At 67.6% G+C, this 25,114-nt stretch carries 22 protein-coding genes and 2 tRNA genes; 9 read left to right on the forward strand and 15 right to left on the reverse strand.

Annotated features, from left to right (window positions below; all coding sequences use genetic code 11):
- The first annotated feature begins 3 nt into the window (after positions 1-3).
- Genes V3B64_RS02770 through V3B64_RS02800 form a run of 7 tightly spaced genes read left to right on the forward strand, consistent with a single transcriptional unit; the run spans position 4 to position 6,904 of the window.
- On the forward strand, positions 4-1,332 hold the full coding sequence (locus V3B64_RS02770; RefSeq protein WP_329913576.1) for an acetylglutamate kinase: 1,329 nt from the start codon (positions 4-6) through the stop codon (positions 1,330-1,332).
- A gap of 3 nt (positions 1,333-1,335) precedes the next feature.
- Positions 1,336-1,938, forward strand: a complete 603-nt coding sequence (locus tag V3B64_RS02775) for a GNAT family protein (RefSeq protein ID WP_049401159.1) — start codon at positions 1,336-1,338, stop codon at positions 1,936-1,938.
- On the forward strand, positions 1,935-2,888 hold the full coding sequence (argC, locus tag V3B64_RS02780) for an N-acetyl-gamma-glutamyl-phosphate reductase (RefSeq protein WP_329913577.1): 954 nt from the start codon (positions 1,935-1,937) through the stop codon (positions 2,886-2,888). Before V3B64_RS02775 ends, argC begins: the two co-directional genes overlap by 4 nt.
- A gap of 20 nt (positions 2,889-2,908) precedes the next feature.
- Positions 2,909-4,204, forward strand: a complete 1,296-nt coding sequence (argH, locus tag V3B64_RS02785) for an argininosuccinate lyase (RefSeq protein WP_329913578.1) — start codon at positions 2,909-2,911, stop codon at positions 4,202-4,204.
- Complete coding sequence (locus V3B64_RS02790; protein ID WP_032129404.1) at positions 4,204-4,467, forward strand: YciI family protein; 264 nt, start codon at positions 4,204-4,206, stop codon at positions 4,465-4,467. The genes argH and V3B64_RS02790 overlap by 1 nt, the downstream gene beginning before the upstream one ends.
- Before the next feature lie 11 nt (positions 4,468-4,478).
- On the forward strand, positions 4,479-5,636 hold the full coding sequence (gene proB, locus V3B64_RS02795) for a glutamate 5-kinase (RefSeq protein WP_180866279.1): 1,158 nt from the start codon (positions 4,479-4,481) through the stop codon (positions 5,634-5,636).
- Positions 5,633-6,904 carry a glutamate-5-semialdehyde dehydrogenase gene (locus V3B64_RS02800; protein ID WP_154264046.1) on the forward strand — a complete coding sequence of 424 codons (1,272 nt, stop codon included), beginning with the start codon at positions 5,633-5,635 and terminating at the stop codon, positions 6,902-6,904. The genes proB and V3B64_RS02800 overlap by 4 nt, the downstream gene beginning before the upstream one ends.
- A 137-nt stretch (positions 6,905-7,041) precedes the next feature.
- On the opposite strand, the gene pgaD is transcribed toward V3B64_RS02800, so the two are convergent.
- The 10 genes from pgaD to V3B64_RS02850 form a co-directional block, all read right to left on the reverse strand.
- A complete protein-coding gene (gene pgaD, locus V3B64_RS02805) occupies positions 7,042-7,512 on the reverse strand; it encodes a poly-beta-1,6-N-acetyl-D-glucosamine biosynthesis protein PgaD (RefSeq protein ID WP_032129407.1) in 471 nt (156 codons plus the stop codon).
- A complete protein-coding gene (gene pgaC / locus V3B64_RS02810) occupies positions 7,509-8,765 on the reverse strand; it encodes a poly-beta-1,6-N-acetyl-D-glucosamine synthase (protein WP_010486660.1) in 1,257 nt (418 codons plus the stop codon). Before pgaC ends, pgaD begins: the two co-directional genes overlap by 4 nt.
- Position 8,766: 1 nt before the next feature.
- Positions 8,767-10,653 carry a poly-beta-1,6-N-acetyl-D-glucosamine N-deacetylase PgaB gene (gene pgaB / locus V3B64_RS02815; RefSeq protein WP_329913579.1) on the reverse strand — a complete coding sequence of 629 codons (1,887 nt, stop codon included), beginning with the start codon at positions 10,651-10,653 and terminating at the stop codon, positions 8,767-8,769.
- Between the two features lies 1 nt (position 10,654).
- Complete coding sequence (gene pgaA, locus V3B64_RS02820) at positions 10,655-12,682, reverse strand: poly-beta-1,6 N-acetyl-D-glucosamine export porin PgaA (RefSeq protein WP_329913580.1); 2,028 nt, start codon at positions 12,680-12,682, stop codon at positions 10,655-10,657.
- Positions 12,683-13,025: 343 nt separating this feature from the next.
- The gene (locus V3B64_RS02825; RefSeq protein WP_032129410.1) at positions 13,026-14,231 is read right to left on the reverse strand and encodes an MFS transporter; all 1,206 of its coding nucleotides are present in this window, start codon (positions 14,229-14,231) and stop codon (positions 13,026-13,028) included.
- 222 nt (positions 14,232-14,453) lie between these two features.
- A tRNA-Pro gene (locus V3B64_RS02830) sits at positions 14,454-14,530 on the reverse strand.
- Positions 14,531-14,670: 140 nt separating this feature from the next.
- Positions 14,671-14,747 (reverse strand) — tRNA-Pro (locus V3B64_RS02835).
- A gap of 56 nt (positions 14,748-14,803) precedes the next feature.
- Positions 14,804-14,917 (reverse strand): cytochrome bd-I oxidase subunit CydX, encoded by a 114-nt coding sequence (gene cydX, locus V3B64_RS02840; protein WP_032129411.1) that lies wholly within the window; start codon positions 14,915-14,917, stop codon positions 14,804-14,806.
- 54 nt (positions 14,918-14,971) lie between these two features.
- Positions 14,972-16,126 carry a cytochrome d ubiquinol oxidase subunit II gene (cydB, locus tag V3B64_RS02845; RefSeq protein ID WP_049401140.1) on the reverse strand — a complete coding sequence of 385 codons (1,155 nt, stop codon included), beginning with the start codon at positions 16,124-16,126 and terminating at the stop codon, positions 14,972-14,974.
- Positions 16,127-16,141: 15 nt separating this feature from the next.
- Entirely contained in the window at positions 16,142-17,725 is a 1,584-nt protein-coding gene (locus V3B64_RS02850) for a cytochrome ubiquinol oxidase subunit I (protein ID WP_032129413.1), read from the reverse strand.
- Between the two features lie 228 nt (positions 17,726-17,953).
- Between V3B64_RS02850 and cydD the strand changes: the two genes are divergently transcribed.
- Together cydD and cydC are read left to right on the forward strand one after the other, a co-directional pair.
- Positions 17,954-19,699: a thiol reductant ABC exporter subunit CydD gene (gene cydD, locus V3B64_RS02855; RefSeq protein WP_329913581.1), complete on the forward strand. Its 1,746-nt coding sequence runs from the start codon at positions 17,954-17,956 to the stop codon at positions 19,697-19,699.
- Complete coding sequence (gene cydC, locus V3B64_RS02860; RefSeq protein WP_329913582.1) at positions 19,696-21,369, forward strand: thiol reductant ABC exporter subunit CydC; 1,674 nt, start codon at positions 19,696-19,698, stop codon at positions 21,367-21,369. Before cydD ends, cydC begins: the two co-directional genes overlap by 4 nt.
- A gap of 91 nt (positions 21,370-21,460) precedes the next feature.
- On the opposite strand, the gene V3B64_RS02865 is transcribed toward cydC, so the two are convergent.
- The 5 genes from V3B64_RS02865 to V3B64_RS02885 form a co-directional block, all read right to left on the reverse strand.
- The gene (locus V3B64_RS02865) at positions 21,461-21,805 is read right to left on the reverse strand and encodes a DUF1294 domain-containing protein (RefSeq protein WP_329913583.1); all 345 of its coding nucleotides are present in this window, start codon (positions 21,803-21,805) and stop codon (positions 21,461-21,463) included.
- Positions 21,806-22,918 carry a homoserine O-acetyltransferase gene (locus V3B64_RS02870; RefSeq protein ID WP_285301654.1) on the reverse strand — a complete coding sequence of 371 codons (1,113 nt, stop codon included), beginning with the start codon at positions 22,916-22,918 and terminating at the stop codon, positions 21,806-21,808. It abuts the gene before it with no gap.
- 138 nt (positions 22,919-23,056) lie between these two features.
- Entirely contained in the window at positions 23,057-24,046 is a 990-nt protein-coding gene (locus V3B64_RS02875) for a cytochrome C biogenesis protein (protein WP_285301655.1), read from the reverse strand.
- Positions 24,040-24,489, reverse strand: coding sequence for a cytochrome c-type biogenesis protein (locus V3B64_RS02880; protein ID WP_285301656.1), 450 nt, complete (start codon positions 24,487-24,489; stop codon positions 24,040-24,042). Before V3B64_RS02880 ends, V3B64_RS02875 begins: the two co-directional genes overlap by 7 nt.
- Before the next feature lie 4 nt (positions 24,490-24,493).
- On the reverse strand, positions 24,494-25,111 hold the full coding sequence (locus V3B64_RS02885) for a DsbE family thiol:disulfide interchange protein (protein ID WP_329913584.1): 618 nt from the start codon (positions 25,109-25,111) through the stop codon (positions 24,494-24,496).
- Between the last annotated feature and the right edge of the window lie 3 nt (positions 25,112-25,114).

Consider the following 25,114-nt stretch of genomic DNA (forward strand, 5'->3'; position numbering starts at 1 on the left):
GAAATGTCTCCTGCCCTCCAGCCCCACCGCCAGACCCGCCAGACCATCGTGCGCCTGCTTTCCAGCATGGCCAGCGCGAAGGAGATCAGCCAGTACCTCAAGCGCTTCTCGCAGCTGGACGCCAAGCGCTTTGCCGTGGTCAAGGTCGGCGGCGCGGTGCTGCGCGACGATCTCGACGCGCTGACCTCTTCGCTGTCGTTCCTGCAGGAAGTCGGCCTGACCCCGATCGTGCTGCACGGCGCCGGCCCGCAGCTGGATGCCGAGCTGTCGGCCGCCGGCATCGAGAAGCAGACTGTCAACGGCCTGCGCGTGACCTCGCCGGAGGCACTGGCGATCGTGCGCCGGGTGTTCCAGCAGTCCAACCTGCGCCTGGTCGAAGCCCTGCAGCAGAACGGCGCGCGTGCCACCTCGATCACCGGTGGCGTGTTCGAGGCGGAGTACCTGGGCGTGGACACCTACGGCCTGGTCGGTGAAGTGAAGCGGGTCAACCTGGCGCCGATCGAGGCCAGCCTGCGCGCCGGTTCTATCCCGGTCATCACCAGCCTGGGCGAAACCGCGGGTGGCCAGATCCTCAACGTCAACGCCGACTTCGCCGCCAACGAGCTGGTGCAGGAGCTGCAGCCGTACAAGATCATTTTCCTGACCGGCACCGGCGGCCTGCTGGACGAGCAGGGCAGCGTGATCGATTCGATCAACCTGTCCACCGAGTACGACCACCTGATCGCGCAGCCGTGGATCCACGGTGGCATGAAGGTGAAGATCGAACAGATCAAGGATCTGCTCGACCGCCTGCCGCTGGAATCGTCGGTGTCCATCACGCGCCCGGCTGACCTGGCCAAGGAACTGTTCACCCACAAGGGCTCGGGCACGCTGGTGCGCAAGGGCGAGAAGGTGCTGCGCGCCACCGCGTGGAACGAGCTGGACCTGCCACGGCTGAAGGGCCTGATCGAATCCAGCTTCGGCCGCACGCTGGTGCCTGACTATTTCCAGAAGACCAAGCTGCTGCGCGCCTACGTCAGCGAGAACTACCGCACGGCGGTGATCCTTACCGACGAGGCCGAGGGCGTGTACCTGGACAAGTTCGCCGTGCTCGATGACGCACAGGGTGAAGGCCTCGGTCGCGCGGTGTGGAACGTGATGCGGGATGAAACGCCGCAGCTGTTCTGGCGTTCGCGCAATGGCAACCCGATCAATCACTTCTACTATGCTGAATCCGATGGCTGCTACAAGCAGGGCCATTGGAAGGTGTTCTGGTACGGCGCCGATGGCATCGACCGGATCAGCACCTATGTCGACCACTGCGCCCAGCGCGCACCGAGCCTGCAGGGCTGAATGATGGACCATTCCGATCACTGGACTACGATTCCCACCCTGCGCGGCCAGCACGTGACACTGCAGCCGCTGCAGCCCGAGCATGTGCCTGGCCTGCGCGCCGCCGTGGAGGGCAGCGGCCTGGACCAGCTCTGGTACACCCAGGTGCCTTCGCCGGAGCGGGTCGAGCACTATGTGCAGGCCGCGCTGCAGGCACAGGCAGAAGGCAAGGTGCTGCCGTTCGTGATCCTCGATGCGGCGGGTGACATCGTGGGTACCACCCGCTTCTACGACCTGGATGCCGGCGTGCCCAAGCTCAGCCTGGGTTACACCTGGTATGCACCGCGCGTGCAGCGTACCGGCGTCAACACCGAAACCAAGCTGTTGCTGCTGCAGCACGCCTTCGAAACCATGGGCTGCATCAGCCTGGTGCTGGAAACCAGCTGGTTCAACTTCACCTCGCGCACCGCCATCGCCCGCCTCGGCGCCAAGCAGGACGGCGTGCTGCGCAACCACAAGCGGCACGCCGACGGCACGCCGCGCGACACCGTCATCTTCTCCATCATCGATACGGAATGGCAGGGCGTGAAGCGCCACCTGCAGTACCGCCTGGACAGCCACGCATGAACGATTCGACTTTCACCCTGGGCATCGTCGGCGCCCGTGGCCATACCGGCGCCGAGCTGATCAAGCTGGTGGCCGCACACCCGCGGCTGAAGCTGGCTTTCGTGTCCTCGCGCGAACGCGCGGGGCAGCGCCTGTCCGACCACCATCCGGAGTTCCAGGGCGAGCTGCAGTACGAGAATCTGGACGCCGACGCGGTGGCCGCCAAGGGCGTGGACGCGGTGATCCTGGCCCTGCCCAACGGCCTGGCCGCACCGTTCGTGGCCGCGCTGGAAGCGGCTAAGCCGGACACCGTCATTGTCGACCTGTCGGCCGACTACCGCTTCGACAATGCGTGGTACTACGGCCTGCCGGAGCTGACCCGCGGCCGCTACAACGGCCAGAAGCACATCAGCAACCCGGGCTGCTATGCCACGGCGATGCAGCTGGCGGTGCATCCGCTGCTGGACCTGCTGGCCGGCCCGCCGCAGTGCTTCGGTGTGTCCGGCTATTCCGGCGCCGGCACCACGCCGTCGGACAAGAACAACGTCGAACTGCTGGCCGACAACCTGATGCCGTATGCGCTGACCAACCACGTGCACGAGCGTGAAGTGTCGGTCCAGCTGGGCGTTGCGGTTGAATTCATGCCGCATGTCGCGCCGCATTTCCGGGGCATCACGCTCACCGCCAACCTGTGGCTGAACCGCGTGCAGACCCGCGAACAGATCGTCGAGCGCTTCCAGCAGGCCTATGCGGGCGAACCGCTGATCGAGGTAGTGGATGAAGCGCCGTGGGTCAGCCGCATCGCCGGCCGCCACGGTGCGCAGGTCGGTGGCTTCACCCTGGCCCCGGGCGGCAAGCGGGTGGTGGTGGTGGCGACCCTGGACAACCTGCTGAAGGGCGCGGCCACCCAGGCCATGCAGAACCTCAACCTCGCGCTGGGCATCGACGAACTGACGTCGATCCCGCACTGAACACGTATTCCGGAGCCCCCATGGCAGACCTTCTTTGGCAGAAGCCCGGCGTCGCCGTCGACGCCCAGATCCAGACCTTCCTCGCCGGCGATGACGTGATCCTCGATCGCGAATTCTTCCTGCACGACATCGCCGCCAGCGCCGCGCATGCACAAGGCCTGCAGCACATCGGCATCCTCAGCGCCGACGAGCTGGAAGGCCTGCTGCGCGAACTGGAGTTGCTGGCGCAGGACTTCCGCGAAGGCCGCTTCGTGCTGGACACGCAGTACGAAGATGGTCACTCGGCGATCGAAGCGCGCCTGACCGAACGTCTCGGCGATGCCGGCCGCAAGATCCACACCGGCCGCAGCCGCAATGACCAGATCCTGGTCGCCACCCGCCTCTGGCTGAAGGAGAAGCTGCAGCGTGTGGCCCAGCTCAGCGCCGAGGTTGCCAAGGTCGCGCTGGACCGTGCGCAGGCCGAGAAGGATCTGCCGATCCCCGGCTACACCCACATCCAGCGTGCCGTGGTGTCCTCGGCCGGCATGTGGTGGGCCGGCTGGGCCGAGGCCTTCATCGACAACGCCATCCGCGCGCGCGACACCCATGCGCTGGTCGACGCCAATCCGCTTGGCACGGCTGCCGGCTACGGTGTGAACCTGCCGCTGGACCGTGAGCACACCACGGCCGCGCTCGGTTTCGCCCGCATGCAGATCTCGCCGATCTACGCGCAGCTGTCGCGCGGCAAGTTCGAACTGGCCGCGCTGGAAGCGCTGGGCGGCGCCACGCTGGACCTGCGCCGCATTGCCTGGGACCTGTCGCTGTTCACCAGCGCCGAGTTCGGCTTCGTCGCGCTGCCGGCGCAGTACACCACCGGCAGTTCGATCATGCCCAACAAGCGCAATCCGGACGTGATCGAGCTGATGCGCGCGACCCACGCCAGCGTCGCCGCCGCGCGTACCGAGATCGAGCAGCTGCTGTCGCTGCCGTCGGGCTATCACCGCGACCTGCAGTCGTCCAAGGGCGCCATCTTCCACGGCTTCGGTCGCGGCCTGTCGGCGCTGGAACTGCTGCCGGCGCTGCTGGCCAACCTGGAATGGCGCGACGACAAGGTTCGCGCGGCAATCGACTCGGGCATGTACGCCACCGATGTGGCGGTGGAAGCGGCCGTGGCCGGTGTGCCGTTCCGCGAGGCCTACAAGGCTGCTGCCGCCGGTGCCGACAGCGCAGGGCAGGGGCGTACCCCGGAAGGCAGCCTGGCCGCACGCGTATCGCCGGGTTCGGCCGCCGACCTGCGCCTGGACGAACTGCACGCGCGCTGGCAGGCGCTGTCCTGATGGCCGGCACCGTCTACCTGGTGCTGGCCATGCGCCGGCCCGATTTCAACGCCGCCGCCGTGCAGCCGCACCGTGACTTTCTCGATGCGTTGCAGGCACAGGGCAAGCTGCAGCTGACCGGCGGCTTTGCCGATGGCAGCGGTGGCGCCTATGTGCTGTGCAACGTGGACAGCCTGGCGCAGGCGCAGGCCATCGTCGCCACCGATCCGCTGGTGACGATGCAGGCCTCCGCGCTGACCGTGCACGAATGGAACACCCGCTGAGAGCCTGACCGATGATCCAGCACGCTGCCCACGTCGCCTCGCCGTTCCCCGAACAAGCGCTGCCGCCGTGGCGGCGTGCAGTGCTGAAGGTCGGCAGCAGCCTGCTGGCGGCCGATGGGGGCGGCCTGTCGCCACGCCACGCGCTGGGCCTGGCCCAGTTTGTTTCCGCCAACGTCCTGGCCGGGCGCGAGGTGGTGATCGTCTCCTCCGGTGCGGTTGCGGCGGGGCGCGCGATCCTGCCGCGGGCCGATGAACCCGGTGCGGCGATGGCGGCGCGGCAGGCCCTGGCCGCGCTCGGCCAGGCCCAGCTGATCGGGCTCTGGCAGCGCTTCTTCGAGCGCCCTGTGGCGCAGGTGCTGCTGACCCACGACGACCTGCGCAACCGCCGCCGCTACCTCAACGCACGCGCCACGCTCAATGAGTTGCTGCGGCTGGGCGCGTTGCCGGTGGTCAACGAGAACGACACCGTGTCGGTGGACGAACTCAAGCTCGGCGACAACGACAACCTGGCCGCCACCGTGGCCGCGCTGGTCGATGCCGATGCACTGTTCATTGCCACCGACATCGACGGCCTGTACAGCGCGGACCCGCGCACCGTGGCCGATGCGCGGCCACTGCACGACGTGCCGGAACTGAGTGACGAGGTGCTGGCGATGGCCGGCGGCGCAGGGTCGCGCGCCGGTACCGGCGGCATGCGGACCAAGCTTGAGGCGGCGGCCAAGGCGGGTCGTCTCGGCATCGAGACCTACCTTTTCAACGGCCGCAGCAGCGACGTGGTGCGTGCACTGGCGCAGGACCGCCTGTTCGGCACCCGCATCCACGCCGCGCGCAGCCGCGAGGCGGCCCGCAAGCACTGGCTGCGGCATGCGCCGCTGACCGAAGGCGCGATCGTGATCGATGCCGGTGCGGCACAGGCCATGCGTGAGAAGGGCGCCTCGTTGCTGCCCGGTGGCATCACCGGTGCGGAGGGCGCGTTCCGGCGTGGCGATATGGTGCAGGTGTGCTGGAATGCACCAGAGGGCCGTGTCTGCATCGCCCGTGGTGTCAGCCAGTACGCCGCCGATGATGTGCGCCGGATCGCCGGTCGCCATTCGCGCGACATCGAGGCCGTGTTGGGCTACAACTACGGTGGCAGTGTCGTCCATCGCGACGATCTGGTGCTGCCATGACCGGATTGAAGGACACCCCGATGAGCGAAATCGAAGCGCAGGCGCGTGCCTGCCGTGACGCGGCCCAGATCGTTGCCGGCCTCGACAGTGCGGCGCGCCGCACGCTGCTGCTGGCGATGGCGCAGGCACTGGAAGTGAATGCCGGGCTGATCCTGGCCGGCAATGCGCGTGACCTTGCTGCCGCGCGCGACAAGGGCGTTGGCAGTGCCATGCTCGACCGCCTGGCGCTGGACCCGGCACGCCTGTTCGCGATGGCCGAAGCCGTGCGTGAGGTCGCCGCGCTGCCCGATCCGGTCGGCCAGATCACCCGCGACGATGTGCGTCCAAACGGCATCCGGGTGCAGAAGGTGCGCGTGCCGCTGGGCGTGATCGCGATGATCTACGAAGCCCGCCCGAACGTGACCGCCGAAGCGGCCGCGCTGTGCCTGAAGGCCGGCAATGGCGTGATCCTGCGCGGCGGTTCCGAGGCGATCCACTCCAACACCGCCATCGCCCAGGCGCTGTCCGGCGCATTGAAGGCCAACGGCGTACCGCCGGCTGCGGTGACCGTGCTGACCGACCTGCGCCGCGAAGCGATGCTGGGACTGCTGCAGTTGCATGAGCTGATCGACCTGGCCATTCCGCGTGGCGGCGAAGGCCTGATCCGCTTCGTCGCCGAGCATGCGCGGGTGCCGGTGATCAAGCATTACAAGGGCGTGTGCCATCTGTTCGTGGATGCCAGCGCCGACCTCGGCAAGGCCATTGACCTGCTGGTGGATGGCAAGTGCAGCCGCCCTGCAGCCTGCAACTCGCTGGAAACGCTGCTGGTGCACCGCGAGGTGGCCGAAGCGTTCCTGCCGCGCGTGGCGCAGGCGCTCGGCGAGCGCGGCGTGCAGCTGCGCGCCGATGCGCAGGCGCAGCCGCTGCTGCCGGGCAGCATGTTGGCCACTGAAGACGACTATGCCGCCGAGTTCCTCGATCTGGTGCTGGCGGTGCGCGTGGTTGACGATCTCGACGCTGCCATTGCGCACATCCGTGCCTACACCTCCGACCATACTGAAGTGATCGCCACCGAAGACGCGGGCAACGCCGAGCGCTTCGTCACTGCGCTGCGCTCGGCGGTGGTGATGGTCAATGCGTCCTCGCGTTTCTCCGACGGCGGCCAGCTGGGCCTGGGCAGCGAGATCGGCATCTCCACCACGCGCCTGCACGCGTACGGCCCGATGGGGCTGGAGGCACTCACCGTCGAACGATTTGTCGTGCGCGGTGAAGGGCAGACCCGCACGTAGATCCACGCCATGCGTGGATGCTCTTCGCGGTAGCCCCCGGTGCCGACCAAGGTCGGCACCCACCAGAGAGAACGCCGACCAAGGTCGGCATCTACCAAAGCAAGTGCCGACCAGGGTCGGCACCCAGGGCAATCGAGTTACACCACCTCGCGGCGGATGCCGATCGGCCGCGCGTGATCGTCCATGTGCAGCGTGGCGGCCTTGCAGCCCAGCAGGCGCTCGGCCAGCCCGGTGCTGGCCCCCAGGTCGGCGGCCACTTCGTTGAGGCTGGCCAGCGGCCGCGGCAGGCGCCGGTCGTGGCCGCGGAAGCGCGCGCGGTTGTACTCGGCCCAGCCGATCAGCAGTACGCTGGCGCACAGCAGCATCAGCGGCAACGCCACCAGCACATAGGGGTCGAACTGGCTTTGCCGTTCGTACAGCTGCTGCCAGGCCAGCTGGCCGCCGACCAGCCACGACACCAGGGTGACCAGTGGGGCCCACAGGTAGAAGTAGAACCCCCAGAACGCCAGGGTGACGAAGCCCCAGGCGGTGCGCTGGAAGCGTGGTTGGCGATGCGGCTTGCGGATCATCCGCGAGTCGAAGCGGTTGGACGGGCGTTGTGCGTTCATCGGATCCCCCGATCGGGACTGGTCCAGGTGGCGCGCTTGCTGCGACGGCGCAGCAGGGTTTTCGGCAACGCCACCAGGGTGGTGGAAAGGCTGATCAACCAGTACGCCATCGGGTACCAGATGACCCAGAAGTAGTTGCGTCCAATCTGTGTTTCGTAACGACGGTCGATGATCAGGCTGCTGGCGAACTGCAGCAGGCAGACCAGGGCCAGGATCACGCCATGCCACTCCGGCAGCAGGCTGGCGATATGCAGTTGCGGGGGCAGTTCGATGAACTTGCCCAGCGCCCACAGCACCACGATGAACAACATGGTGTAGGCCCAGATCACGCTGAGCACGTACTCCAGCAGTACGCCCCACATGCGCCGCTCCTTCCAGTGCAGCAGCGAGCGGGCGTGGCGCAGCATCACCTCCACGCCGCCCTGGGCCCAGCGCAGCCGCTGCCGCCACAGTCCCTTCAGGGTTTCCGGCATCAGGATGAAGCATAGTGCGTTGGGTTCGTAGCGGATGTCCCAGTGCGCGCGCTGCAGGCGCCAGCTGATGTCGATGTCTTCGGTCACCATGTCATCGGACCACCAGCCGACCTGGTGCAGGGCGGTGCGGCGGAAGCCGGCGATCACGCCGGAGATGGTGAAGATGCGCCCGTACACCCGCTGCGCGCGCTTGATCATGCCGATGATCGAGGAGAACTCGGCCACCTGCAGGCGTCCGAGCAGGGTGGAGCGGTTGCGGATGCGCGGGTTGCCGGTGACCGCGCCGACCCGGTTGCCGCTGACCAGGTGCCAGATCATCCAGTGCAGCGCGTGTTCTTCCAGCATCGCGTCGCCGTCGATGCACACCAGGTATTCCGAGCGTGCGGCGAGCGCCCCCATGCGCAGCGCATTGGCCTTGCCGAGGTTGCGGTCCAGGTGCAGCACACGCAGGCGTGGGTGCTTTGCCGCCAGGGCGTCCAGCCGCGCACCCGTGTCGTCGCTGCTGCCGTCGTCGATGGCGATCACCTCATAGTCGGCCGGGTAGCGCTGGGCCAGCGCCGCGCCGAGTGTGTCGTCGAGGTTCGCCGACTCGTTGTGGCAGGGAATCAGCAGGCTCGCGAACGGTGGATCGACCATCAGCGGCGGGTCGTTGCGTGGGCGCGAATGGCGTTCGCGCCGGAAGTAGTAATACAGGCCGCCCGACATCCAGAAGAATGCCATCACCATCGGGTAGTAGAAGGCGAACTGGAACAGGACCTGCAGCAACGGATGCATGTCCATGTCACTTCTCCGGGTACGGGAAGTTGCCGGCGGACATTGCCGCGCGGGCATCGCGGGTGGAGGGCTGGTCGGCGATGAAGTCGTCCGGGTACCAGGCGAAGTGGTGCACGCCCTGCGCCTGCAGCTGGCGGATCTGCGCGCGCAGGCGCTCGGCGGGAATCGGTTGCCCGCTGCGCCAATCGACGGTCTGCAGTTCGAACAGGGTGTGCTGCAGCTGTGGGTCATGTGCACGCACCGCGGCCAGCAGCTGGTCGAGCCAGCGCTCCGGATGCTTGCTGCCTTCCATCCACGGCATCGCCATCAGTGCGGTCTGGTCGTAGGCCTTGTTGAACAGGTCCAGGCGCTGCGCGAACCAGGCTTCGCTCTGCGGGCGCAGCACCGGCTCCGCGTACAGGTTGCGCACCGTGGCCAGCTTCGGCCGCCAGCGCTGCGCGCTGTTGCGCAGCGCCAGGGTGAAGTCGATCAACGCCTGCGTGCGTGCGCTGCCCCCATCGCCGGCCGCCAGCGTGGGCAGCTCGGTATCGCGCAGGTACCCATCGTCATGGAACAGCAGGCCCTCGAAGTAGGAGTTGACCGCCAGATCCTCGTAGAGGTCGAGCATGACCTGGCGCGCCTGGGGATTGGTGAAGTCCAGCCGGTACATGCCATCGGCATCGCCGTTGCGGATCGCCAGCGCCTTGCGCTGCACCGGGTCGGGCAGCTCGAAGCCGAGTACCGGCAGCCATGCGTAGACCTTCACCCCCGCACGCGATTTCAGCTGCCAGGCGACGCGACTGAACAGGTCCGCGCGCATCGGCATGTGGCGGTTGGGGAAGTACAGTGCATCGGCGGTGTTGTTGCCGTCCGGATCGGCGAACGCCTGCAGGTAGACGTGCGTCGGTGCGATGCGCTTGACCCGCTCGATCAGTGCATCCAGATTGCGCGCCTGCTGTGCGGGCTCCGGGTCGTAGACATCATCCAGGTCGATCTGCAGGGCACGGATGCCATCGAGTGCGACGTCGCGGCGCAGCTCGTAGGCCAGCCCTTCCACGGTCGGGTTGTCGCTGACCAGGAAGCGCGCCAGGCCATGCAGGTCGCTGGCCACCGGCGTGCTGCGGCCCTCCAGATCGAAGGACACCGGCATGCCCAGCTGCTCGGCGATGTCGTTGCTCAACTGGTTGTAGGCCGCGTATGGCCAGACGATGGCGCGCGGGCGCACGCCCAGGTGCTGCTCGATGCGCTGCACGCTGCGCGAGAGATCGGCGCGCAGGCGTTGCGCGTACTGCGCCTCGCTCTCATAGCTGCGCGTGGCGGGGTTGTAAACGCGGGTCACGACAGCCGGGGTGGAGTTCCCCTGTGGGTTGGCGAGCACCCCGTGGTGCAGGTCGTCGGTATGGCTGGCCACTTCGATCAGGCCGCTGTCGTGCATCTGCTTCAGCTGTGCCCAGGTGATGAAGTCGTCGCGGCCGAACGGCCGGTAGCCATAGTCGATGGTGCGGCCAGGTGCCATGTCCACGTAGTCGGTGATCACCGCCACCAGCGCCGGATAGCGGTAAGCCTGCAGCAACGGGAAGGCCTTGTCGTAGACGCTGCGCAGGCCGTCATCGAAGGTCAGCAGTACCGGTTTCGGTGGCAGCGTGGCGCGCCCCAGGGAGGCGTCGATCACCTGCGACAGCGACACCGGGTGGTAACCGTGTGCCCCCAGCCAGTCCAGATGGGCGGCGAAGTTCTGCGTGCTCACCGCATAGGTATCGGCATCCCCCTTGGCTGCGACCTGGTCGCGGATGTCGTGGTAGCTGAGGATCAGCAGGCCGTTGTCGATCGCATCGAGATGCAGGGCCTGCTGCGCGAAGGCCGGCGGCGCAGCCGACAGCAGCAGGAGCACGATCAGGCGCAGGATGCGGGTCATGTCAGTCTCCCCAGCGCAGTGCGGCTTCGAAGCCGATATGGCGTTCGCGATAGCCGTCGTAGACCGGCCGCGACCAGCGCACGCCATACTCGAACACGCGGCCCTGGCCCAGCTGCCACTCGTGCATGTATGACACCGACGGCACCAGTGCACTGCCGAAGCCGTCCTGCCAGTAATCGCCCAGCGAGACGGTCAGCCGGTGGCGGAAGTGGCGTTCGTAGTGGCGCCACAGCTGCTGGTCGATGCGCAGGCCGATCTCGACCATGCGATCACGCTTCGGGTTGAAGTAGGGAGCATCATCGCGGCTGCCGCGACTGGTGTATGCACTGCCCAGGCCATCGATCAGCCACCGTGGGCGTGTCAGCAGCCGCTGCTCGACGCTGGTGCTGAACAGTTCGCGATGGTTGCCATCGTCGTAGCGGAAGCGGCTGGCGCCGAACATCCAGTGCGTGCGTTCGCTGCGCCGGTAGTCGACCTGCGCGCTGACGCTGTCGGCAGTGATGCCGGCCACGCGCGCCTGCATTGATGCATCCGGATCATTGCGTGCGGCGGTCAGTCCGGCATGCCAGTGGTCGTTGAACTGCCAGCCCGCGCCGACGCGCAGGCCGGTATCACCGATGTGGTCGTTGGCGCGCAGCACTGCAGCTTCCGCATCCAGACGGCCGAATCGGTAGCGTACGCCCGCGCCCAGCCACAGCGGGTCGATGCGCTGGTCCTGGAAATCGACCGAGCGCCGGTCGGCGAAGGCGAACAGCCGCCAGCGATCGTCGAGTACGGGTGTCTGGACTTCCATGCCATAGCGGCGGTCGTCGTTGCCCAGTGGCGAGGTGCCACCACCGCCGGAACTGCGTCCGATGTCGGTCCATGCCTTCAGCTGCCAACCGCGGTGCGCGCGCCAGGCCTGGTCCATGCGTTCGACGGCGGGCTGGGTGGGGTACCGCGCGACCAGATCGTCGTGCAGCGGTCGCGCCAGGTCATCGCGTTGCAGGGCGACGTAGGCTTCCTGCATGCCCAGCCGTGGCTCGATGTCGCGCGGGTCCAGCGCATGCGCCATCTGTTGCCGTTGCAGCGCCCTGCGTGGCCAGCCGCGCATCATGTACACGCTGCCCAGCGCGCTCTGCAGGCCGCCGTTGCCCGGTGCGATGTCGACCATCGATTCCAGATCGCGCTGCGCGGTGGGCAGGTCACCGCTGTAGGCGCGCACCATCGCCAGGTTGAGGTCGGCTTCGTAGCGCGACCAGTTTGGATACGGCGACTTGCCGTTGCTCCAGCGCCAGGCAGGTTCCTTGTCGCGCCACGCCTGCAGCAGGTCGACGGCCTTTTCCTGCTGCTCGCTTTCCAGGTAGGCGTAAGCCAGTTCCGAATGCGAGGCGTCGCGCGTCGGATCGCCTGCGACGGCCGCCTGCAGCACCGGAATGGCTTCTTCCGGATGCAGCGTGCCCATCAGCGAATCGCCGACCGCAGGCAGAACATAGTCGGGCAGGGCATGGCCTTCAGCCTGCAGTGCGCGGGCTTCCTCTCGCACCTGCGCATGGCGGCCCAGCCGGTTGAGCAGGATCAGCCGGTCCATGCGGATGCGCAATGGCGCCTGCACAGGTGGGGTGCCTTCGCTGCCCAGATAGCGCTGCATGCGCGCCAGGGTCGATTCGGCTTCTTCCAGCCGGCTGTCTTCGCTGCTGCTGTAGGCCAGGCTCCAGACCACCAGCTTGGCCAGGTAGTCGCCTTCGATGCGTTGCTTCTGAGCAGCGTCGAACAGTTGCGGGCGCTGCTGGTACAGCTCCCAGGCGCGCCAGGCATTGCCGATGTCGCCCAGGGTCAGGACGCGCAGCTTGAACAGCAGGTCGTCGTTGGGCTGCTGCTGGCTGGCGCGCTCGATCGCGCCGAGCGCATCCAGCCAACGGGCCTGGTCGCGGTAGCGGCCGATCTCGGCCAGGGCCGCCTCGCGGTCAGGCGGGGCAGCGCTGCTGGCCCAGGCCAGGGCGGTACAGGCAAGGCCGACGCAGAGCGCCAGCCGGCGGTGGACAACCATTGGGGACCCCCTTGGCTTCCGAACCAGACAACCTGAAAAATGTGACGCACATCACATGCCAGATTTTGGGATGGCCGTGGCCTGCGTCACTCCCCTCGCGAACTCCCATCCAGCAGGGATGGGCGAAACCAGGACAGCGACCTGCAATGTCTTGTCTGAAACGAGAGTCCCCCGCACACCGAGTGGTGGCCTGGGCGGCGCTGCCGCCCCCATGCCCGATGCCGGCACGCGGCAAGGATGGGCATTCGTGGGCACTATCCGCCCGGAATTGTCAGCCCGGCGTCAAAATGCGCAGACGGGCTGACGAGCGGTAGGTGGGGCCGGTTGCGAGGCCCCACGTGGCTTACCAGAGGTCTTCCAGCTTGCGCGGCTTGCAGGCCACCCAGGAGGCGCACAGCATCAGGGTGGCGCAGCCGAACAGGAAGCTGAATGGGATCGTCCAGCCGTCGCTGACGGTGTGCAGCCAGCCGACCAGGAACGGCCCCAGGCAGCTGAAGCTGTAGCCCACGCCCTGCATGAACCCCGACAGCGCGGCCGAGCCGGTGGGGGTGCGGGTGCGCAGGTTGATCAGGGTCAGCGCCAGCGGGAAGGTGGACGGACCGACGCCGAGCAGGCAGGCCCACAGCAGCGGCGCCTTCATCGGGGCCACAAGCAGGCCGGTGAAGGCGATCACGAACGAGAAGAAACCGATCAGCACCAGCGGGAACGGGTTCTGCAGGCGCACCGCCATCGACGGAATGACCAGCGACGGCAGCAGGCCCAGTGCCGAGAACACGGCGACCATCACGCCGCCGAACGCGGGCGTGCCACCGGCCTCGACCACGATGCGCGGCAGCCAGGTGAACATCGAATAGGTCATCAGCGAGGTCATGCCGAACATGAGCGTCATGCTCCAGCCCAGCGACGTGCGCCAGACCTTGCCGTGCGGCTGTGCGGTGGGATCGGTGGCGTCGGCCTGCGGCTTCGGTGCGCGCCTGGCCAGCAGCAGCCACGGCAGGGCGGCGGCCAGCGCCAGCAGCGCCCACATGCCCAGCGACACGCGCCAGCCCGCAGCATTCGCCACCGGCACTGCCAGCAGCGCCGGCAGCATCGTGCCCAGCTGCAGCACGCTGATGTACAGCGTGCTCATGGTGCCAACCTTGTTGGCGAAATAGCGCTTCACCAGCGGCGGCACCACCACATTGCCGATGCCCATGCCGGCCAGTGCAACCACCGAACCGAGCAGCAGCGTGCCGACGTTGCCGGCGCTGGAACGCAGCAGCAGGCCGGCCATCGCCATCACCATCGCCAGCAGCGTGGTGCGTTCCAGGCCCAGGCGCCGCGCCAATGCCGGCGTGGCCACGCCGAACAGCGCGAACGAGGCGGTCGGCAGCATGCCGAGCACGCCGGTCATGGTGGTGCCGAAGCCGAACTGCTGGCCGAGTACGTCCAGCAGCGGGGTGATCGAGGTGACCGCAGTGCGCAGGTTGACCGCTGCCAGCAGGATCGCGGCAAACGCGAGGACACGACCGTGCAGCAGCGACGGCGAATCGGAAGGGGAGGAACTCATCGGTGGTCCTTGCAGGTGTCGCACGCCGCAGCAACGGCATGCAGCGCCGGCATCGGTCTACGCCGAAGCGGCAGGTGGGGGTGGGGGCTGCAGGAGGGCCGGCAGCGCGGCCATTGTACGTGCGCTGCGCGGCAAGGTCCCGTCACGCGGGCGGCCTGGCGCTTGATACAAAAAAACCCGGAGGACAGTGATGTCTTCCAGGCTTCTTGGTGACCACCGAAGTGGTCGGGGAGACAGGATTCGAACCTGCGACCTCTACGTCCCGAACGTAGCGCTCTACCAGACTGAGCTACACCCCGAAGGGAGCCGCCTATTCTAGCGATTCACCCCGATGGCGGCAAGGGGTGAATGCTGTTTTCTTCACACTGCCGAAGCAGTGCCACTTCAGGGAACAAAAAAGCCTGGACGACTTCACCAGGCTTCAATGCGACCACTTGAGTGGTCGGGGAGACAGGATTCGAACCTGCGACCTCTACGTCCCGAACGTAGCGCTCTACCAGACTGAGCTACACCCCGAAGGAGCCGCCTAAGATACCGTGTGAAGGCCCTGTCGGCAACCCTTTTTTACAGTTTCAATGCACGTCGTTGTCGGTGCGGGCGCTTTCGCGCGCTTCGAACCACATCCCGTTGAGGATGGCCACGACCGAGGCCAGTCCGGCACCGAGAATCCAGGCGAAATACCACATGGTCAATCTCCTATGTTCAAGGGATGTGCCGACCGTGGGCCGGCACACCGGCAATCAGTAAGCGTTGGGGTTGTCGCCCATTTCCTCGACCGTCGTCTTGCCCTTCAGTACGCGGTACACCCAGGTGGTGTAAGCGATGATGATCGGCAGGAAGATGGCCGTAGCCAGCAGCATGACCCACAGCGTCAGATGGCTGGACGAGCTGTCCCAGACAGTCAGGCTGGAGGTGGGCTGGCTGGAGGACGGCAGCAGGAACGGGAAGATCGCAAAGCCGACGGTCAGGATGATGCCGGCGATCGAGGCGCCCGAGGCGATGAAGGCCAGGCCACCACGACGTGCGCGCAGCAGTACCGCGCTGGCCAGTGCGCCCAGCAGGCCCAGCACCGGGAACACCAGCGTCGCCGGCATGGAGCTGTAGTTGCGCAGCCAGCCACCGGCGGCCGTGCCCAGTTCGGCGGTCTTCAGCAGCGGATTGGTCGGGCCATCGGTGACCACCTGCGAGGTGATCTGGTAACCCGGCAGGCCGAAGGCCACCCAGGCACCGGCGACAGCGAACAGCACGAAGCTGATGATGGCGGCGACGCTGCCGTAACGTGCGGCACGTTCGGCCACCGGGCCGTCGGTCTTGATCACCAGCATGGCCGCACCATGCGAAACCAGCATGGCCACGCTGATCAGGCCGGCGATGAGCGCGAACGGGGTGAGCAGGCCGAAGAACGAACCGGTGTAGGTCACGCGCAGGGTGTCATCGAAGTGGAACGGCACACCCAGCAGCACGTTGCCCACGGCGACGCCGGCAATCAGGCCCGGCAGCAGGCCGCCGATGAACAGCACGCGGTCCCAGTTGTCGCGCCAGCGCTTGGACGGCAGCTTGCTGCGGTACTTGAAGCCGACCGGGCGCAGGATCAGCCCGAACAGCATGGCAAACACCGCCAGGTAGAAGCCGGAGAAGCTGACCGCATACAGCGGCGGCCATGCGGCGAAGATCGCGCCACCACCCAGCACCAGCCAGACCTGGTTGCCTTCCCACACCGGGCCGACGGTGTTGATCACCAGCCGGCGTTCTTCATCGGTCTTGGCCACGAACGGCAGCAGCGTGCCGACACCAAGATCGAAACCATCCATCACGGCCCAGCCGATCAGCAGGATGCCGAGCAGCAGCCACCAGATCACGCGGAGCGTGGTGTAATCAAGTGCAATGAATTCCATCTGGATTCTCCTGCCTCAGGCCTGGCCGGGGGCGACTGCATTGGGGGAAGCGGGGCGGATATCGGCCTGCAGCGAGGGCAGGATGTCGTCCGGACCCTTGCGGACCGCCTTCAGCATCAGCTTGATCTCGATGATCAGCAGCACCGTATACAAGCTGGTGAACACCGCCAGCGTGGTCAGGATTTCATGCAGTGCCAGGCCCGATGCCGCGTAGAAGGTGGGCAGCACACCATCCACCGCCCACGGCTGGCGGCCGTACTCGGCGACGAACCAACCGCACTCGATCGCGATCCACGGTGCCGGCAGCGACCACACGGCCAGCTTCAGGAACCAGCGCTTGTCCTGGAAGTTGTTGCGGCACGAGAAGTAGAACGCCAGTGCGAAGAAGGCGATCAGGTAGAAGCCCAGGCCCGCCATGATGCGGAAGGTCCAGAACAGCGGGGCCACGCGCGGGACGGTATCCATCGCGGCCTTGGAGATTTCCTCCGGCGTCGCGTTGAGGATGTCTTCGCGGTAGCGCTTCAGCAGCAGGCCGTGGCCGAGATCCTGCCAGTGGCGATCGAACATCTCGCGTGCTTCGAGGTCGTTCCGGTTCTTCTTCACGCGTTCCAGTGCGCCATAGGCGATCTGGCCGCCGCGGATGCGGTGCTCGGCACGCTCCACCAGTTCCAGGATGCCCGGGATCGGCTGGTCCAGCGAACGGGTGGCGATCAGGCCCATCAGGTACGGGATCTTCACCGCGTAGTCGTTCTGGTGGGTGTCCTGGTTGGGAATGCCGAAGGCGGTGAAGTCGGCCGGCGCACGCTCGGTTTCCCACATTGCTTCGATCGCGGCCAGCTTCATCTTCTGGTGTTCGCTGGCGGCGTAACCACTCTCGTCACCCAGCACCACCACCGACAGCGAGGACAGCAGGCCGAAGGCTGCGGCCACCGCGAACGAACGGCGGGCCATGTCCCGATGCTTGTTGCGCAGCAGGTACAGGGCGCTGATCGACATCACGAAGATCGCACCGGTCACGTAGCCGGCACTGACGGTGTGCACGAACTTGGCCTGGGCCACCGGGTTCAGTAGAACCGCAGCGAAGTCGACCACTTCCATGCGCATCGTTTCCGGGTTGAACACCGCACCGGTCGGGTTCTGCATCCAGCCGTTGGCGATCAGGATCCACACCGCCGACAGGTTGGTGCCCAGCGCCATCAGCCAGGTCACAGTGAGGTGCTTGACCGGGCTCAGGCGCTTCCAGCCGAAGAAGAACAGGCCGATGAAGGTCGCTTCCAGGAAGAACGCCATCAGGCCTTCGATGGCCAGCGGCGCACCGAAGATGTCGCCCACGTAGTGGCTGTAGTACGACCAGTTCATGCCGAACTGGAACTCCATCACCAGGCCGGTGGCCACGCCGATGGCGAAGTTGATGCCGAACAGGGTGCCCCAGAACAGGGTCATCTGCCGCCAGACCTGCTTGCGGGTCATCACGTACACGCTCTCCATGATGGCCACCATGAAGGACAGGCCAAGCGTGAGCGGGACGAATAGGAAGTGGTACATCGCGGTCAGAGCGAATTGCAGCCGCGACAGTTCTACGACTGTCTGATCAATCATGGCCTGGCTACCTCGTTGGATAGTGCCGTTGCAGGTGGCGGGAAGGGTGGTCTACGGGGTGAATGATGTGACCGACTACTTCAAACAGCCTTGATCCAGATCAATGTATGAATGGGTATTCAGGAGGATCGTATGCCAACCCGATGAAGACTGCGACCGCCGGCCGCAGGGGGAGGCTGTTGCCTGCGCCTACAATGCCGTGTCTCCCCTGTTACCCGTGAAGACCCCTTGAGCGCTGCCGAAACGACCCCTGACGGCCTTTCCCCGGAAGCCGAAACGACCCGCCAGCGGCGTGCCCGCACCGCCTGGCTGGCCGATCTTGCGCGCTCCGCTCGAGGTCGCCAACGGCTGGCGGCGCTGTGCATCAGCCTGTCCGGCGCGCTGCTGATCGGCCAGGCCGCTGCCATCGCCTGGCTGGTGCAGCAGGTGCTGGTGGAACGCGCACCGCTGGCGTCGGGCCTGCCGGTGCTCGCTGGGCTGGCGGTGATCCTGGTGCTGCGCACGCTGCTGGGCAGCGCCACCCAGGCGGCTGCCGGTGATGTGGCCGATGCCGCGCGGTTGGCGCTGCGCGAGCGTGTGTTCGCGCGCCTGCTTGGACATGGGCCGCTGTGGCTGCGCCAGCGCCGCACCGGCGAGCTGGGCGAACTGATGCTGCATCACGGTGATGCGATCGAGAGCTATTACAGCGGCTTCCTGCCGGTGCGTACCGAAGTGGTGGTGGTGCCGCTGCTGATCCTGGCCGCAGTGGCCTGGGTGGATTGGGTGGTGGCGCTGATCCTGCTGTTCACCGCACCGCTGGTGCCGTTCTTCATGATGCTGGTGGGCTGGGGCGCTGAAGCCGCCGGCCGTGCGCAGCTGGGCGAGCTGGCGCGGATGAGCGGCCACTTCGCCGACCGCATCAAGGGTCTGGGCCTGCTGCGCCTGTATGGCCGCGGCGAGGCCGAACTGGACGGCATCGCGGCCGCCGCCGAAGGCGTGCGCGTGCGTACGATGAAGGTGCTGCGCATCGCCTTCCTGTCGTCCACGGTGCTGGAATTCTTCGCCTCGGTGAGCGTGGCGATGGTTGCGCTGTACCTGGGCCTGAGTTATCTGGGCCTGATGTCGCTGCATGCAGCGGTGCCGACGCTGGGCGCCGGCCTGTTCTGCCTGCTGCTGGCGCCGGAGTTCTACGCGCCGCTGCGGCGGCTGGCCGCGCACTACCACGACCGCGCCAACGCGCTGGCTGCCGCCGCCGAGGTGGAGCGCCTGCTGCAGTCGCTGCCCGGGGAGCAGGGCTTGATCGAAAGCGAGGTTGCACCGTTGGCGGTGGAACCGGCCGAGGCTGCCTTGCCGCCGCTGCAGGCGCAGGGTCTGGTGCTGCGCCCGCTGGGTGCGCCGCATGATGTGCTGCAGGATCTGGACGTGCTGCTGGAACCGGGCCAGCGCCTGGCCCTGGTCGGTCCCAGCGGGTCCGGCAAGAGCACGTTGCTGGAAGCGCTGGCGGGGTGGTTGCCGCCGCGTGCCGGCAAGCTGCAGCTGCGGCCCGGCGTGCAGGTGGCGTACGCCAGCCAGCGGCCGTACCTCTTCCACGGCAGCATCGCCGACAACCTGCGCCTGGCCGATCCCGGTGCCAGCGATGCGCGGTTGCGCGCAGTGGCCGAGGCCTCGCAGGTGCTGCAGTTCGCACAGCGCCTGCCGCAGGGGCTGGATACCGTGATCGGCGAGCGCGGCTTCGGCCTGTCCGGTGGTGAAGCACGCCGCATCGGTCTGGCCCGCCTGCTGCTGCGCGACCCGCAGGTGCTGCTGCTGGACGAACCCACTGCGTTCCTCGATGCCGATACCGAAGCCGCGCTGCTGCGCAGCCTGGCCGCCTATGCACGTGGACGTACCGTGGTGGTCGCCACCCACAGCCCTGCGGTGATCGCGTGGGCTGACCGTTGCCTGCTGTTGCCGGAAGGCCGCCTGGTCGAGCCGGCACAGGCGGTGCGCGCATGAGCCGTTCGCCTGATTCGCTGCGCGCGGTGTTCCTGCGCCATCGCCCGCGTCTGCTGCTGACCGTGCTGCTGCTGTGGATCACGATGCTGGCCGGCACCGCCCTGCTGGGCCTGTCCGGTGGCTTCCTGACCGCCGCTGCGCTGGCCGGTGCGGCCGGGCTGGCGCAGGGCTTCAACTTCTTTTCGCCGTCGGCCGGCATCCGCGGCCTGACCATGGCGCGCATCGTGTCGCGCTACTTCGAGAAGCTGGTCGGCCACGATGCCACGCTGCGCATCGCCCGCGATCTGCGCGTGTGGTTCTTCCGCCGCGCGCTGCCACTGGCACCGGCGCGGCTGGGGGCCACGCGTACCGGCGAACTGCTGGCACGCCTGCTGGGTGACATCAATGAGGTGGATGGCCTGCTGGTGCGTGCGATCGGGCCGCTGGTGGCGCTGGGCGCGCTGACGCTGGTGGCGATCGCCTCGGCCGCGGTGATCCTGCCGTCTGCGGCGGTACTGCTGGCGGTGCTGGCGTTGCTGATCGCCTTCGGTGTGCCGTGGCTGGGCGTGCGTGGTCGCGACGATGAGGAGGCCGACCGTGCCGCGCATCGTGCTGCCCTGCGTACCGCAGCCTTCGAAGGACTGGAGGGCGCGGGTGATCTGGCCGCGTTGCATGCCGGTGCAGCGTGGCAGTTGAAGGTGCGCGTGGCGGCCAAGCAGCTGGCTTCGCGGGATCGTCGTCGGCGCTGGCGCCTGATCGCGGCCTCGACCCTGCATGGCCTGGTCGCCGGGCAGGGCCTGGTGGCGATGCTGGCATTGGCCCTGCATGCGGCCGAACAGCAGCGCATCGCGCCGGAAATGGCGGCGGGTCTGGTGTTCCTCACCGTGGCACTGATCGAACTGTGGGCCGGCATGGGCCTGGCCTGGCAGTCGCTGCAGTCCGGGCGCATCGCCGCCGATCGCCTGCAGGCCATCGTCGAGCAACCGCCGACGGTGGAGGACCCGCAGGCGCCGCAGGCGGTGCCGCAGGCCGCGCGCGTGCATTGGGATGACGTGCACTTCCAGTGGCCCGGTGCGGCGCGGCCGGTGTTGTCCGGCCTGCAGCTGACCCTGGCGCCGGGCGAGCGGATCGCGATTCGCGGCGACAGCGGCAGTGGCAAGACCACCCTGTCGAGCCTGCTGCTGCGGTTATGGGATCCGCAACAGGGACGGTTGACCTACGGGGGCCGCGACCTGCGTGATTTCGCTCAGGCCGACTGGCACCGGCAACTGGCGTGGCTGCCGCAGAACGCGCCGGTGTTTGCCGGCAGCGTGGCCGAGAACCTGCGATTGGGTGATCCCGATGCCAGTGACGCAGCGTTGTGGGCGGTGCTGCGTCGCGTGCGCCTGGCTGAGTGGGCCGAGCGCAACGGTGGCCTGCAGACCTGGGTGGGCGAGAACGGCGCGACGATGTCGGCCGGCCAGGCACGACGCCTGGCGCTGGCGCGCGCGCTGCTGCGCAATGCGCCGATCCTGCTGCTGGACGAACCGACCGAAGGTCTGGACGTGGATACCGCACGTGCGTTGCTGCAGGACCTCTCCGGGTTGCTGGACGGGCGCAGCCTGCTGATGATCACCCACGACGACCTGCCCGACGGCGTGGTGGATGCGCAGTACCGGTTGCGTGATGGGGTTCTGGTGCGCGAAGCGTGAATGGTAGTGCCGGCCGCTGGCCGGCCACCACGCCACGCTGTTAAAGGAGACCGAATTTCCGGCCAGCGGCCGGGCCGACCCATTCGAACGGTTACCACGAGAACTCGCGCAGCATCACCGCGATCGAGGCCACGTTGGCCAGCACGCACAGCCAGAACACCCACTGGAATCCGGCTTTGCGATGCTTGTGGCGGAACAGCGCCTGGCCCAGCAGCGCGCCCGGCCAACCGCCGGCAAAGGCCAGCAACTGCAGTGTGCGCTCGGGAACACGCCACTGCTTTCGCTGCGCCGCGCGCTTGTCGTGGCCGTACAGGCCGAACGACCCCGCGCTGGCGAGCAGGCACCAACCGCCCAGCCACAGCGGCAGCACGCCGCTGACCGTCAGTGCGATCAACGCACCGAATGCGGCCAGCGCGAGGTTACGCCGCCATGCCACTTACAGCGCGTCGAGGAAGCCGCGCACGGCCGGGCCGAAACGCTCGAAATCGACGAGGAAGGCGTCATGGCCCTGCGGCGACTCCAGACCGATGAAGCGCGCATCGGCACCGCCGGCGCGCAGGCCGTCGGCGACCTGTTGCTGCTGCTGCACCGGGAACAGGATGTCGGTGTTGGCGCCGATCGCCAGCGCCTTCTCCACCCGGACCTTCGCCAGCCCGGCCAGCACGTCGCCGTCGGCATACTCAGCCAGGTCGAACCAGTCCATCGAACGGCTCAGGTACAGATAGCAGTTCGGATCGAAGAAGCGCACGAAGCGCCGTGCATGGCCTTCCAGATAGCTTTCCACCTGGAATTCGAGGCCGAACGGATCGTCGTCGGCCTGGTCCGAATCCAGCCGCACGCGGCCGAAGCGCCCATCCCATTCCAGGGCCGAACGGTAGGTGATCACGCCCAGCTTGCGCGCCATGCGCATGCCGGACTCGGGATACTCGGCATCGTCGTAGTGGCCGCCATTCCAGCGTGGATCAAGGCGGATCGCCTCGCGCTGCAGCGAACGGATCGCGATCGAGAACGGCAGTGCCTGCGCACTGCCGGAAATGTTGACGTGGCTGCGCGCAATGCCCGGGTGCAGCATCAGTACCGCGAGTGCGGTCATGCCGCCCATTGAATTGCCGACCACGCAGGCCAGCTGTTCGATGCCAAGGGCACGCACGACTTCGATGGCGGCGCGTGCGCCGTCTTCGATCGACAGCTCGGGGAAGTCGAGGCGATACGGTTGGCCCGTGGCCGGGTTGAGCGAGGCGGGACCGGTCGAGCCCTTGCAGCTGCCCAGCGAATTCACGCATACCACGAACCAGCGGTCGGTATCGATCGGCTTGCCGGGGCCGACCATGCCTTCCCACCAGCCCGGTGCCGGGTTGGCCTCGTTGGCCGCTGCATGCGCGTCCGGCGACAGGCCGGTCACGATCAGGATCGCGTTGCTGGCGTTGGCGGCCAGCGTTCCCCAGGTTTCGTAGGCCACGCGTGCGCCGTGCAGGGCGCCACCGCGCTTGAACGGGAACGGCGAGGGCAGGGCGTGGAAGTGGGTGCCGGGCGGGATGAATTCGGTCATGCAGTCATTCTAGCGGGGCCGCATGTGGAGCTGGCGACACGCTGGTTTCCATCGGCGATGCACCCGGTAGTGCCGCCCGCTGGCCGGCAACCTCATGAATCTGGATGCGCCCGCGTGGTTGCCCGCCAGCGGCCGGCACTACGGGAACCGCAGCTCCACCACGCCTTCATGCGGCAGGCTCACCTTCACCGGCACGCTCTGCAGATCGTCCTCGCCGCGGTTGGCACTGCCGCTGCGCGAGATGCGTGCCAGCACTTCCACTTCGCGATGCGCGGACAACGGTGCGGTCGGCATCGGGCTGTCTGCGTCGCCCAGCCCGACCGTGGCCGGGAAACCGGCCAGAGGCAGCTTGCGTGCGGCCACCGGCATCGGCGGTCCACCCACGGCGCGGGCCAGCACGAATACCTGGGTGCTGGCGGGCCACTCGGCGTTGTTCAGCGCAGGCAGTTGCACGCGCACCTGCAGCAGCGCTGGTGGCGCCGCAGCGGCAGCATCGGGCGCCTGGCCGGCGGCTTCGCGGGCGATGGCGATCTGCGCCTGCAGCGCCTGCGCGGCGCCGGGCTCAAGCCGTGGCAGCAGGCCGCTCCAGACGTCGGCAGCCTCGGCGTTCTTTCCGCGTTGGCGCAGGGCGATGCCCAGCAGCCAGCTGGCGCGCTCGGCATCGGGTGCCTGTGCACGGGCCTGCTGCAACCAGGCCATCGCGGTGTCATCGAACTGCTTGCCGGCATCGGCCTGCGCACGTGCCTGCGCGGCTTCCACCAGCACGCCGGGGTCTTCCGGGGCGAGAGCGGCGGCACGCGCGAAGGCGTCCGCGGCGGCTGCGGCGTTGCCCAGTTCGGCCTGCGACCGGCCCAGCAGCGTCCAGCCATCGGCTCGCTGCGGGTCTCGCTTCAGTGCATCCTGCAGGGCCTGCACGCCATCGCGCAGGGTGGCTACCGACGGGGTTGGTTGTACCTGTGCTGCGCGCGGATCACCAACCAGCAGATACAGGCAGGCACCGGCCACGCCCAGCGCGAGCACGCCCACCACGAAACCGCGGCGACCGTGGTGGCGCAGCGGCCACAGCACCAGCGCCGCCATCAGTGCGGCCACCAGTCCAGCCAGCATCGGCAGCCAATGGCTCACCATCCGTCTCCTTCATCGGTCTTGCTGGCGGGGGCGGCAGCAACCGTGCGGCCACGGCGGCGGACGATGCCCAGTACCACCAGCGCGCCGGCGCCCAGCACCAGCAGCGGACCGCCCCACAGCAGCCAGGTGCCCGGCTGCAGAGGCGGTTGATAGAGCACGAACTCACCGTAGCGCGCGACCAGGAACTGCTTGATCTGTGCGTCGTCGCGGCCCTGCTGCATCAGCTGCAGCACCTCGCGGCGCAGGTCCTGCGCGATCTGCGCGTTCGAGTCGGCCAACGACTGGTTCTGGCACTGCACGCAGCGCAGCTGCGCGGCCAGATCGTGGAAGCGGCGTTCCTCGGCGCCATTGCGGAACTGCAGCGGCTGCGGGTCGTGCAGCGGCTGCTGGGCCAGCGCGGCCAACGGCAGCATCAGGAGCAGCAATGCCAGCAGCCAGCGCATGGGCTCAGGGCGCCGTTTGCAGCGTGCTGCCGGCACTGGCCTGGGCCTTCTCGATCTTCTCCAGTGCCGGGATCAGCTTCTCGTCGACCACGCGCTGGGTCATCGCACCGCTGTACTTCCAGCGCACGACGCCGCTGCCATCGACCAGGAAGGTCTCCGGTGCGGCGGTCACGCCCCAGTCGATCGCGGTGCGGCCTTCCACGTCGCTGAGCACGACCATGAACGGGTTGCCCAGCTGTTCCAGCCAATGCAGGGCATCGGTCGGTTCATCCTTCCAGTTGTAGCCGATCACGCGCACGCGCTTGCTCTCGGCGAAACGGGTCAGCACCGGGTGTTCCTCGCGGCAGGCCGCGCACCAGCTGCCCCACACGTTCAACAGGTAAGGCGCGCCGCGCAGTTCGTCGCTGTGCACGATCATTTCCGGGTCGTGCAGCACCGGCAGCGCGAACGCCGGCGCCGGCTTGTCGATCAGCGCCGATGGCAGCACGTCGCGCTGCGGATCGCCCGATTTCATCACCCCGTAGATCATCAGCCCGAGCAGGCCGAAGAAGAACAGCACGCCGATCACGATGGCTACCGGCGGCAGCGGGCGGGAGGGGCGCGGGGCGGGGGACTCGGACATGGA

This window comes from Stenotrophomonas sp. SMYL86 (assembly GCF_036320025.1).
GTDB classification, from domain to species: domain Bacteria; phylum Pseudomonadota; class Gammaproteobacteria; order Xanthomonadales; family Xanthomonadaceae; genus Stenotrophomonas; species Stenotrophomonas maltophilia_A.

Coding starts and splice junctions, on each gene's coding strand:
- V3B64_RS02770 (WP_329913576.1), top strand. CDS start 4: ATGTCTCCTGCCCTCCAGCCCCACCGCCAGACCCGCCAGACCATCGTG.
- V3B64_RS02775 (WP_049401159.1), top strand. CDS start 1,336: ATGGACCATTCCGATCACTGGACTACGATTCCCACCCTGCGCGGCCAG.
- argC (WP_329913577.1), top strand. CDS start 1,935: ATGAACGATTCGACTTTCACCCTGGGCATCGTCGGCGCCCGTGGCCAT.
- argH (WP_329913578.1), top strand. CDS start 2,909: ATGGCAGACCTTCTTTGGCAGAAGCCCGGCGTCGCCGTCGACGCCCAG.
- V3B64_RS02790 (WP_032129404.1), top strand. CDS start 4,204: ATGGCCGGCACCGTCTACCTGGTGCTGGCCATGCGCCGGCCCGATTTC.
- proB (WP_180866279.1), top strand. CDS start 4,479: ATGATCCAGCACGCTGCCCACGTCGCCTCGCCGTTCCCCGAACAAGCG.
- V3B64_RS02800 (WP_154264046.1), top strand. CDS start 5,633: ATGACCGGATTGAAGGACACCCCGATGAGCGAAATCGAAGCGCAGGCG.
- pgaD (WP_032129407.1), bottom strand. CDS start 7,512: ATGAACGCACAACGCCCGTCCAACCGCTTCGACTCGCGGATGATCCGC.
- pgaC (WP_010486660.1), bottom strand. CDS start 8,765: ATGGACATGCATCCGTTGCTGCAGGTCCTGTTCCAGTTCGCCTTCTAC.
- pgaB (WP_329913579.1), bottom strand. CDS start 10,653: ATGACCCGCATCCTGCGCCTGATCGTGCTCCTGCTGCTGTCGGCTGCG.
- pgaA (WP_329913580.1), bottom strand. CDS start 12,682: ATGGTTGTCCACCGCCGGCTGGCGCTCTGCGTCGGCCTTGCCTGTACC.
- V3B64_RS02825 (WP_032129410.1), bottom strand. CDS start 14,231: ATGAGTTCCTCCCCTTCCGATTCGCCGTCGCTGCTGCACGGTCGTGTC.
- cydX (WP_032129411.1), bottom strand. CDS start 14,917: ATGTGGTATTTCGCCTGGATTCTCGGTGCCGGACTGGCCTCGGTCGTG.
- cydB (WP_049401140.1), bottom strand. CDS start 16,126: ATGGAATTCATTGCACTTGATTACACCACGCTCCGCGTGATCTGGTGG.
- V3B64_RS02850 (WP_032129413.1), bottom strand. CDS start 17,725: ATGATTGATCAGACAGTCGTAGAACTGTCGCGGCTGCAATTCGCTCTG.
- cydC (WP_329913582.1), top strand. CDS start 19,696: ATGAGCCGTTCGCCTGATTCGCTGCGCGCGGTGTTCCTGCGCCATCGC.
- V3B64_RS02870 (WP_285301654.1), bottom strand. CDS start 22,918: ATGACCGAATTCATCCCGCCCGGCACCCACTTCCACGCCCTGCCCTCG.
- V3B64_RS02875 (WP_285301655.1), bottom strand. CDS start 24,046: ATGGTGAGCCATTGGCTGCCGATGCTGGCTGGACTGGTGGCCGCACTG.
- V3B64_RS02880 (WP_285301656.1), bottom strand. CDS start 24,489: ATGCGCTGGCTGCTGGCATTGCTGCTCCTGATGCTGCCGTTGGCCGCG.
- V3B64_RS02885 (WP_329913584.1), bottom strand. CDS start 25,111: ATGTCCGAGTCCCCCGCCCCGCGCCCCTCCCGCCCGCTGCCGCCGGTA.